Genomic DNA, 9,345 nt, shown 5'->3' with positions numbered 1-9,345 from the left:
ACCTACACTTACAACTGAAAATCCGATAAATGCTTTGACCATAGACGTAATTTTTTTGATTTTTTGATGCTCCTGATCTACGGAGATTATGAATACTTCCTTCGCTATTGTTCCTATAAATCTAATTAACGTATGGCAGATAAATTTGTTAAATCTTTCCGCGCGGATTTTGTCTGACTCAGGATTAAACTGATTACGCTGATTACACTGATTTGATTACTTTGGATTTAAAATGATTTGGGGAGATGTAAGCGGGTTTTGTCTGACTCAGGATTAAACTGATTATACTGATTACACTGATTTTATTTTTGGGATTTTATAAATGATTTTAAAGGATTTTGGGGAGATATAAGCGAAATATCCGCTTACATCTCCCCAAATCATTTTAAATCCAAAGTAATCAAATCAGGGTAATCAGCGTAATCAGTTTAATCCTGAGTCAGACAAACTCCGCGTTAGTTAAACATATACCTGATCCCCAGCTGCCCCTGCCACCTGGAAATAGTGCCGGTATTATCTCTCCATGAACTGGTGAGGGGAATCTGGTTTCCTGCATCCAGGTAAGGGAAAGAGTAGGCGGCGGCTGCGGTAGCGTTGCCCGCAGCATCCCTGTATTGGCCTTCGTATTTCAGGAAAGAAGGCAGGTTCGGTATTTTGGAAATGCCCCAGCATTTGTTGAGGAAGTTACCAAAATTGATGATATCAAAACTGATGCGCAGGGTATGTTTGGTTTTCTCCTTGCCGCTGAATACAAAGATATCCTGTGTAATGTTCAGGTCCATACGTTTTGCAAATGGCAGTACCACTGCGTTACGGTCTGCATATTCTCCCCGGTGACTGCTCAGGTAATTATCCTGCTTAATGAAATTATCGAGCTGGTTCCAGATGATATCTGTGGTGCGTTTATCCGCATTGGTAGCGGGATTGTAGGTTTTATCGCCATAGCCTACAGGTACCAGTTTGATATCATTCCGGGTTTTAGGAATATAGATCAGGTCGTTGTTTCCACCGGATGCATCATTGTTCACATCGCCGTTGTAAGTGTAGGAAGTGGTGCTGTAAAGACCGTTCACGCTTGGAGCCGCTTCATATACTACACCTACTGAAGTAGCGAAGTGTTTGGCCCAGGTAAAGCGGTAGGTAGCTGCAGCAATGATACGATGAGGCATATAGTAATTAGAATAACCCAGTACATTGGCATTCGGGTCGCCGGCTACCGGGCGGTCGCGCCAGTTGCTCTGCGCAATGCTGCCACCATCATTTACACTACGGGCTTTGCTGTAAGTGTATGCTGCACTGAGATAAAGGTTAGGCAGATTTTTCTGCAACTGGATAGTAGCGAAATAGGAATAACCTTTATTAGTGTTGCGCATCAGGATGGCGTCGCTGATATTGGGATTGCTCAGGCTGTTCCCTGCGTATATTTTTGAGGAGTTATAGCGTGTGCGGTGATCCGGGGTGCTATCCAGCTGGAACCCTGCCGTGGGAAGGTTTACGTTCTGGAAGTAAACTGCATTGATATCCTTGGAATAGTTAAATTCCAGGGTACCAATTACGCCCCATGGCAACTGGCGGTCTACCGCCAGGGTTGCTTTAAGTACCTGCGGATATTTGAAGTCCCTATCGGTAACGGCTATATTATATTGGTAGGATAATTCGCCTCCCCCTTTATAGGTATTGGGATCGGGATTGAAGGGATAAGGAATAACAGGCGTTGAGGTACCTGTTTGTGCTACAAATGATCCGAATTGTACGCCATTGTTTCCGGCCTGGTTACTCAGCCATACAGCGGGGGGCGGACCGGCAAATAAACCGGCGCCTCCGCGGAGCTGCGTTTTACCATCATGGGTAATATCCCAGTTAAATCCAACTCTTGGTGATAAGAGCGGTGTTGTTTTTGGCGCCTGGCCTACATCTATCTTCACCCCGTCTCTGAAAGTGAGTGCAGCAAGGGAATCATTTTTATCAAACGTACTGCCTATAACAGGAACGTCTATACGTAGTCCATAGGTAAAGGTAAAGAAGTTGGTAACACTCCATTTATCCTGGATAAACGCACCCAGTTCCAGCATGTTGATCTTGGCATACGGAAAGGATTTGTCTTTTGTAGTAGCGTAAGACACGGTATAACGCACAGCTGTTGCCAGGCCATCATTTGCGCTGGCGTAGAAATCACTGAGTGTATTAAAACGATAGTTACCATTGTAGTTGGGAGCGAAGCCGTTCAGGAAAGTTTTATAATAGTTTTGCGTTCCTATAGTGATTTCATGTTTCCCTTTGTACATAGTGAAAATATCGGACAGCTGGTATACATCCGTATTGAGCTTGTTGTTGTAGGTAAACGGTTCGTAGCCGAAGGCGGTATAGCTGGCGCCCTGGCCGTTCATGATATCTACAAGCGGGAAGTTACTTTGAGACAACGCATTCCTGAAGTCGCGTATAGCGGAGTAACCGATCTGTAATTTGTTGGAAGCACGGTTCCCGATACGGGTATTCAGTTCGGCAATAAAGATGTTGAAATTGTTGTTGATAGTATAGCCGCTTCCGCTGAAAGGCAAACCGGTAGCACTGGGCTGGCGGCCGCTTCCAACAGCGCCGCCACCGGGTGCGCCACTGTTGCTGGCAGGAATATCTTTAAAGGATTTCAGGTAGCTGTATTTGAGGGTAAACGTGTTGTGATCATTTACGTTCCAGTCCACCTTAAAAGTTACCTTATCACTTTGTGTGCGATAACTGTAATCCTGGTAATCACCCGGGTCATATCCATACTTGCTTATCAGGAATTGTTTCAGTGCATCCAGTGTATCTGCTACGGCCTGTGATACGTTGCCGCCGGCTACGCCACCGGGTTTGTTGGCTACAAGGCTGGTAGCGGGCGCCTTGATCCTTTCCTGCTCGGCGCTTACAAAGAAGAACAGTTTGTTGGGAATGATAGCGCCGCCTGCGTTGAAGCCGCGCAGGTTGTAATTGAAGTCGGGCTTAGGTACGATGGCATTGCCTACTTTGAGGCCCTGTAACCCGGGCGTTTGAATATAGGTGTAAACGGCGCCTTTGAAGGTATTGGTACCACTTTTGGTAACGCTGTTGATCCCTGCGCCGGAGAATCCCCCCTGCCTTACATCGTAGGGCGATACGTTTACCTGGATCTGTTCCAGGGCTTCCAGGCTTATTGGCTGGGAAGCTGTTTGTGAGCCGAGTGTAGCCTGCAAACCGAATGAGTTGTTAAAGTTGGCACCATCAACGGTGATGTTGTTTAACTGGTTGCTTCTGCCGCCGATGTTAAGGCCGTTGGCGGAAGGAGTGAGTTTGGTAAAGTCCTGCATAGATCTGCTGATAGTAGGCAGGCGATCCATTTGCGAACGGGTAATTACTTCCTGGCTGCCGGTGCGGGCCCTGTTGATCACTTTGTTCTGGGCCACAGAAGTAACAACTATTTCCGTGAGGCTGCTGGTACTGGATTGGAGGTTAATGTCTGTTTTGAAATCCTGTCCGAGCGACAGGAAAATGTTATCACGTTTTTCGTCTTTAAAACCAATGTAGGAAACGGACAAAGTGTAAGGTCCGCCTACACGGAGGTTAGGCAAATTATAACGGCCGTCTTTACGTGAAACGGTGTTATATTTTGTGCCGCTGGGCACATGGGTAGCTGTGATGCTTGCACCGGGAACGGGTCCTTCTGTACTTAAAATGATACCCGCGATATCAGCGGTTGTTTCCTGGGCAAACAGGGCAGCAGGGGTTAGCAGTACGCAGCAAAGCATACTGATGAGGTAACGCCAGATTTTCTTGTGCATTGCGATTCAGATTTTGGTAAAGTTCAAATGACAGATTGAGGTATTAAAAATAATGCAATTATGAAATCGTTAACAAATATTTTAACGGCTCCTTCTGCCTGCTGAATCGCCCTGGTATCAGGCTAATACTTTTTCCATACCTGTACTCCTGGAGCCTTTGATAAGAATATGTGTATCCTGGTATTGCTGTTGTTGCAGCCATTTTCCGGCTTCAGCAGCATTTTCCAGGAAGATATAAGGATGGGTTACTTTTTTGAAATCGCCGCCCACCAATACTACTGCTTCCCAGTGTGTGCGTTCCAGTAACTTCACCAGCTCCTGGTGCTCTTTTACGCTGTCTGTTCCCAGTTCCATCATAGCGCCAAGCAGCAGTACTTTTTTATTGGCCTGGATGCCGGCAAAATTTTCAATGGCTGCCCGCATGCTGGAAGGGTTGGCATTATAGGCATCCATGATAATGGTGTTGCTTCCCTGTTGTATCACCTGTGAGCGGTTATTGGAAGGAGTATAACGTGCAATGGCCGGTGCAATAGCTGTTTCCGGTACATTGAAGTGGCTGGCTACCGCCACTGCCGCCATTACGTTAGGGAAATTGTAGGCGCCTACCAGTTGCGTTTGAATAAATCCTACCTGGCTGCTGCCACGTACTTCCACGGCCAGGAAGGCGCTATCGGCAATGGCTTCGCCTACATAATCCGCTTCACTGCTGCCGTAGGTAATGATTTGAGGGATGCCTTTCGCCATTTCAAGAAGATAGCCGTAATCATTGCATACGAATACGGTTCCATTGTTGGCGCGTAAAAAATCATATAATTCTCCTTTGGCCTTTTTAACGCCTTCTTCGCTGCCAAAGCCTTCCAGGTGGGCTTTCCCGATATTGGTAATGATGCCGTGAGTAGGCAGGGCTATTTCGCAGTACGCCGCAATTTCTTTCTGGTGGTTAGCCCCCATCTCTATAACAGCTATTTCCACACCTGGGAGTATACTTAGAATAGTAAGGGGCACACCGATATGGTTGTTGAGATTGCCGGCGGTGGCATATGTTTTCAGGCCGGCAGACAGTGCTGCACTGACCAGTTCTTTCGTAGTGGTTTTACCGTTAGTACCGGTGATGGCAAGGAACGGGATGTTTAATTGTTTGCGGTGATGCAAAGCCAGTTGCTGTAAGGCGGTGAGGGCGTCCTCTACCAGCATCATCCTGTCGGGTACTGTGAAATAAGCCGCTTCGTCTACCACAGCAAAGGCTGCGCCCATTTCCAACGCCCGCGCTGCAAACTCGTTACCGTTGAAATTGCCGCCTTTCAGCGCAAAGAAAATATCATTGGCTTTCAGTTTACGGGTATCTGTTTGTACGGAGCGGTGTTGCTCATAGATGCTGTATAGTTGTTCAATATTCACGGTCTGATCTTATTTGATGCAAAAATAAGTGGTTAATCATGTAATATAGCAGAATTTTATGTGCCTTTGAAAGCAACCTATTTTATCATTATCCCGTACTAGCCAACAGGAATCAAATTTGAAAGACCTATGACAAGGATCAAGCTTTTTTTTATGGCCTGCCTGCTGCTGGCTGCCTGTAAAAATGAACAGGCCCCCGCGCCGGTAAGCGGCGGCGTAGACTGCGACGCAGCCCATATCACAACAGCCACCGTTTTTGCTATTATTCAGGCTAACTGTACCAGCCGTGGCTGTCATCCGGGTGGCAACTCCCCCGCAGTGGCGGATTTTTCTACCGAGGCAAAGCTGAAAACTTTTATCAACGCCAACCGTACTGTTTTTGAATTGCGCGTTACCGGCCCGCAGGCAGATATGCCGCAATCAATGTCTTTTCCCGCGCTCAGCCAGGGCATAAAGGACTCTATCGCCTGCTGGATCGCCAAAGGACTTCCGGATCAATAACCTAAAAAAGATAAACATGAAATACTTATTGCTTTTTGCAGTGACCGTACTGGCGGTTGTTACTGCATCTGCACAGGATGTTTACTCCTGCAAAAATACCCGTTTATCATTTTTTTCGTCGTCTCCACTGGAAGACATAGAAGCGAAAACAGATAAAGGCGCCTCTGCACTCAATACAAAAACAAAAGAAGTGTTTTTCAAAGTACCTGTCAGTTCTTTCCAATTTAAGAAAAAGCTGATGCAGGAGCATTTCAATGAAAATTATCTCGAAAGCGATAAATACCCGTTTGCAGAGTTCAAAGGGAAGATCAATGAATCGCCGGAATTTAGTAAAAACGGCACCTACCCGGTAACGGTTACGGGCACACTGAACATTCACGGTATAGAAAAAAGCTACACCGCCAAAGGCACTATTACCACGCAGGGTACCACAATTACGGTTGCTTCCACCTTTAATGTACGTGTAGCCGATCACGGTATAAAAATACCCTCGCTGGTAGTACAGAACGTGGCGGAAGTAGTAGCCGTTACAGTTAATGCCATTTACACACCTTACAGTAAATAATACATCACTCCATGAAGTATATATCAACCATTTTATTATGCTGTGTATTTTCGGTTTATGCACATGCACAGGGCCTCGACAAGCTTTTTGACTCCACGGTTACCGGTCATACCGAAGTGAGGGATACTTACAAAAGTACCCGCATTGTACAGGGGCAGTCCACCGAAATGCTGCGCAAACACGAACTCGATTTCCGTGTTACACACCGCTTTGGCGATGCCGGCGGTGAATTTGGCGGTACCAAAACATTTTTCGGTACGGACAATTCTACTGATATCCGCATTGCTTTTGAGTATGGTATCAGTGATAACCTGATGGTGGGCATCAGCAGAAGCAAGGGCAGCGGGGATCTGCAGCAATTGTATGAAGGACTGGTGAAATACCGTTTCCTGCAGCAAACAACTGATAACCATGTGCCGGTATCACTGGCGGTTTTTGGTAATGCGGTGATCAGCGGGATGCCTTCCGCCACAGATAAAACGTCGGCGGCCTATTTTGAAGACGGCGCCGACCGCCTCATGTATGTGGCCCAGGCCCTTGTATCAAGAAAATTTGGCGACAGGTTGTCACTCACCCTCGCCCCTACTTATGTGCACCGTAACCATGTGGCCTATATGGATATGAATAATATGTTTGCCCTGGGCGGCGCCGGCAGGCTGAAACTCAGCAAAAGGATAGGCATCCTGGCGGAATATTATTACCCGTTCCGGTCACAGGAGAGCAAGGACTATTTTAAATCTGCAAAAGGCATTTCTTTTTATAACCCATTGGGCGTTGGACTGGAAATAGAAACCGGCGGCCACGTATTCAGCATTACTTTTACCAATTCCACTGCCATCCAGGAAAGCCAGTTTATTCCTGAAACCACTACCTCCTGGTTACAGGGACAATTCCGGTGGGGATTCAATATTTCCCGTAGATTTACGTTATTCGGGAAGAAAGATTGGAAAAAATAAAATGCCGCATACGCGAAAATTCATGGTTAGCCAAAATGGCCGCCCGCTTTATGCGGGTGCAGTCTGTAGCCATGGTCCTGGGACGCACCATTCACCTGCATGGAGCGTCCCGGGAACGCTTTTTAGCGGATACAGCCTGGATGCGGCATGAAGCTTGTCATATCAAACAATACCAGCACCTGGGCTTTTTTGGTTTTTTATGGAGATATTTGTCTGAATACCTGCGCAGAGGCTACTATAACAATACTTTAGAGGTGGCTGCCAGGGCATCAGAAGAAGATCCGGATATCCTTAACAATATAGAAATAGTCTAAAGAATCGTTAAAGTCAGAATTTTTCCAGCCACTGGTTTTATTTTTCTTATTTTTACGTTAAAGGTTGATTTTATGGTTAAGAAGGTAACAGAGGGCATCACCATCAGCGTGGAAACATTCTACCAGCCGGATTATTCCAATCCTATTGGAAGCGAATTCATGTTTGCTTACCGTATTACCATTGAGAACAACAATATTTTCCCCATTAAGCTGCTTCGCCGTCACTGGTACATTATCGATTCCAATGGCACACACCGTGAAGTGGAGGGAGAAGGTGTTGTAGGTGTTCAACCACTGCTGGCGCCAGGTGAAACTTACCAGTACGTCTCGGGATCCAATCTCCGCACTGAGATCGGCAAGATGTACGGTACTTATCAAATGGAAAACCAACTGGACAAGAAAATACTGGAAGTGAAAATTCCCGAATTCCAGATGGTTGTTCCCTTTAAACTGAACTAGTTCCCCGTTTTCGTTTAGCCTGTAACTCTTTGTTGTCAGGGCCTGTACTTCGAGGCTTTGAAGATTTCTGTCACATTCCTGGATTCCATTAACTGCTGCAAGGTCATATCCTTGTGCTCACTCATATATTTTTTTATGATCTGCCAGCCCACAAAATTGGCAATTTTACCCGGGGCGCCCTCGGGCATCCCCTGTGTAGAGGGGCCATCACCCACAAAGTGATTGATCTGCTGCCAGTCGCTGGAATACACCAGGTTATTTTGCACAAAAAACTGCCAGATCATCCGTTCGTTTTCCCGGCACCAGTCCAGCTGGCTTTTCGTATAGCCCAGTTTGATAGTATCCGGTGTTTCCGGTAACACCTTATCCAGGAAATATTGTTGTTTGCCGGCTTCCATCATCTGTTCCAGCAGGTTACCGTTTTTACGCGCGGGCGGATACAGCTGTTGTTGGATCACCTGCATACAATTGGTAGTAATGTATTGAGGAGTAAAGCGATGGATCATATAATCCGGGTAATCGGGGATCAGGGCATAGGGGGGAAAATCTTCTCCCATATACATATCCAGGCCGATTCCCAGTATAGAATCCACGGTGATAGCGCCGTAGTTGGCGATCCCGGAAATGAAAGTGACTACTTTAGGCGGATGGTAAGAGGGAATGTAGTATTTGATATACCGGAAGCATTGCTCCAGGTCTGCTTTCAAAGTGGAGTTGTTGCCGTATTTCGCGGCTACTGATCTTTCCAGCTGCCGGAAATCAGGAGTAGTTAAAAACAGGTGCAGTTGTTGCTGTACTGCTGCGTTGCTGTCGGAATAGGCGCCCAGGTTCATGATATCGGTAATATACAGGGGCAGGAACACGGGGTATTCCGCATGCAGCTTTGCCAGCCCGGGTTGTATATTATTGGTGTCTATAGTGAACAGGGCCGAATCGAAACGCGACAAACTAACGTTCATGGCTATATGACTTACATCCGGCGCTTTATTGCCGGAATTGCAGGCAGCGGCACCCAGCAAGGTTACCACGCAACTTATCAGCAGGGTATATTTAATAATGTAACTTTGCATCGCTCTTAAAACTCATCTAAGGTAAAATTATTATTTACCTTGTATTATAAAAAATTACGAATTAGCATCATCTATGAAGAAGATCATCTTTTTGCTGGCGATAATGGGAATGGCAAAGGCTGGAATGGCGCAATACGGCGATAATGCTTTCAGGAATAAAGTAAAGCTCGGGTTTACCGTGAGCCCGATGGTTTCCATCTTAAAGCCGCAGGAATCGGGGGTTAACAGGAATGGCGCCAAAGCAGGACTGAACTTTGGCCTGATGGCCGATTTTAACCTGAACGACCG

9 protein-coding genes are annotated in these 9,345 nt (G+C 46.4%); 6 read left to right on the top strand and 3 right to left on the bottom strand.

All coding sequences use genetic code 11. From position 1 onward, the window contains the following. Window positions 1-455: 455 nt before the first annotated feature. Entirely contained in the window at window positions 456-3,794 is a 3,339-nt protein-coding gene (locus VN105_RS20650) for a TonB-dependent receptor (RefSeq protein ID WP_325643738.1), read from the bottom strand. 117 nt (window positions 3,795-3,911) lie between these two features. Continuing rightward, window positions 3,912-5,192, bottom strand: coding sequence for a UDP-N-acetylmuramoyl-tripeptide--D-alanyl-D-alanine ligase (locus tag VN105_RS20645; RefSeq protein WP_325643736.1), 1,281 nt, complete (start codon window positions 5,190-5,192; stop codon window positions 3,912-3,914). A gap of 129 nt (window positions 5,193-5,321) precedes the next feature. Between VN105_RS20645 and VN105_RS20640 the strand changes: the two genes are divergently transcribed. The 5 genes from VN105_RS20640 to apaG all read left to right on the top strand — a co-directional run bounded on the left by VN105_RS20640 (window position 5,322) and on the right by apaG (window position 7,987). After that, window positions 5,322-5,693 (top strand): hypothetical protein, encoded by a 372-nt coding sequence (locus VN105_RS20640; RefSeq protein ID WP_325643734.1) that lies wholly within the window; start codon window positions 5,322-5,324, stop codon window positions 5,691-5,693. A gap of 16 nt (window positions 5,694-5,709) precedes the next feature. After that, window positions 5,710-6,258 carry a YceI family protein gene (locus tag VN105_RS20635; protein WP_325643732.1) on the top strand — a complete coding sequence of 183 codons (549 nt, stop codon included), beginning with the start codon at window positions 5,710-5,712 and terminating at the stop codon, window positions 6,256-6,258. Window positions 6,259-6,269: 11 nt separating this feature from the next. Further along, window positions 6,270-7,214, top strand: a complete 945-nt coding sequence (locus tag VN105_RS20630) for a DUF5777 family beta-barrel protein (protein WP_325643730.1) — start codon at window positions 6,270-6,272, stop codon at window positions 7,212-7,214. Then, on the top strand, window positions 7,202-7,528 hold the full coding sequence (locus tag VN105_RS20625) for a DUF4157 domain-containing protein (protein WP_325643728.1): 327 nt from the start codon (window positions 7,202-7,204) through the stop codon (window positions 7,526-7,528). The genes VN105_RS20630 and VN105_RS20625 overlap by 13 nt, the downstream gene beginning before the upstream one ends. A 72-nt stretch (window positions 7,529-7,600) precedes the next feature. Continuing rightward, window positions 7,601-7,987 (top strand): Co2+/Mg2+ efflux protein ApaG, encoded by a 387-nt coding sequence (gene apaG, locus VN105_RS20620; RefSeq protein ID WP_079469727.1) that lies wholly within the window; start codon window positions 7,601-7,603, stop codon window positions 7,985-7,987. Between the two features lie 35 nt (window positions 7,988-8,022). Here apaG and VN105_RS20615 read toward each other — a convergent pair whose 3' ends face one another. Beyond that, window positions 8,023-9,057 (bottom strand): hypothetical protein, encoded by a 1,035-nt coding sequence (locus VN105_RS20615; RefSeq protein WP_325643725.1) that lies wholly within the window; start codon window positions 9,055-9,057, stop codon window positions 8,023-8,025. Window positions 9,058-9,130: 73 nt separating this feature from the next. Between VN105_RS20615 and VN105_RS20610 the strand changes: the two genes are divergently transcribed. After that, the coding region (locus tag VN105_RS20610; protein ID WP_325643723.1) for a hypothetical protein at window positions 9,131-9,345 on the top strand (215 nt) is incomplete at its 3' end.

This window comes from Chitinophaga sp. (assembly GCF_035564935.1).
Taxonomy (GTDB): Bacteria; Bacteroidota; Bacteroidia; order Chitinophagales; family Chitinophagaceae; genus Chitinophaga.
Note: the sequence above shows the minus strand (reverse complement) of the source record. Positions and strands in the feature narration are given on the sequence as shown.

Bases quoted from the DNA above. Each gene is read 5' to 3' on its own strand.
- VN105_RS20650 (WP_325643738.1), bottom strand. From the start codon at position 3,794: ATGCACAAGAAAATCTGGCGTTACCTCATCAGTATGCTTTGCTGCGTA.
- VN105_RS20640 (WP_325643734.1), top strand. From the start codon at position 5,322: ATGACAAGGATCAAGCTTTTTTTTATGGCCTGCCTGCTGCTGGCTGCC.
- VN105_RS20635 (WP_325643732.1), top strand. From the start codon at position 5,710: ATGAAATACTTATTGCTTTTTGCAGTGACCGTACTGGCGGTTGTTACT.
- VN105_RS20630 (WP_325643730.1), top strand. From the start codon at position 6,270: ATGAAGTATATATCAACCATTTTATTATGCTGTGTATTTTCGGTTTAT.
- apaG (WP_079469727.1), top strand. From the start codon at position 7,601: ATGGTTAAGAAGGTAACAGAGGGCATCACCATCAGCGTGGAAACATTC.
- VN105_RS20615 (WP_325643725.1), bottom strand. From the start codon at position 9,057: ATGCAAAGTTACATTATTAAATATACCCTGCTGATAAGTTGCGTGGTA.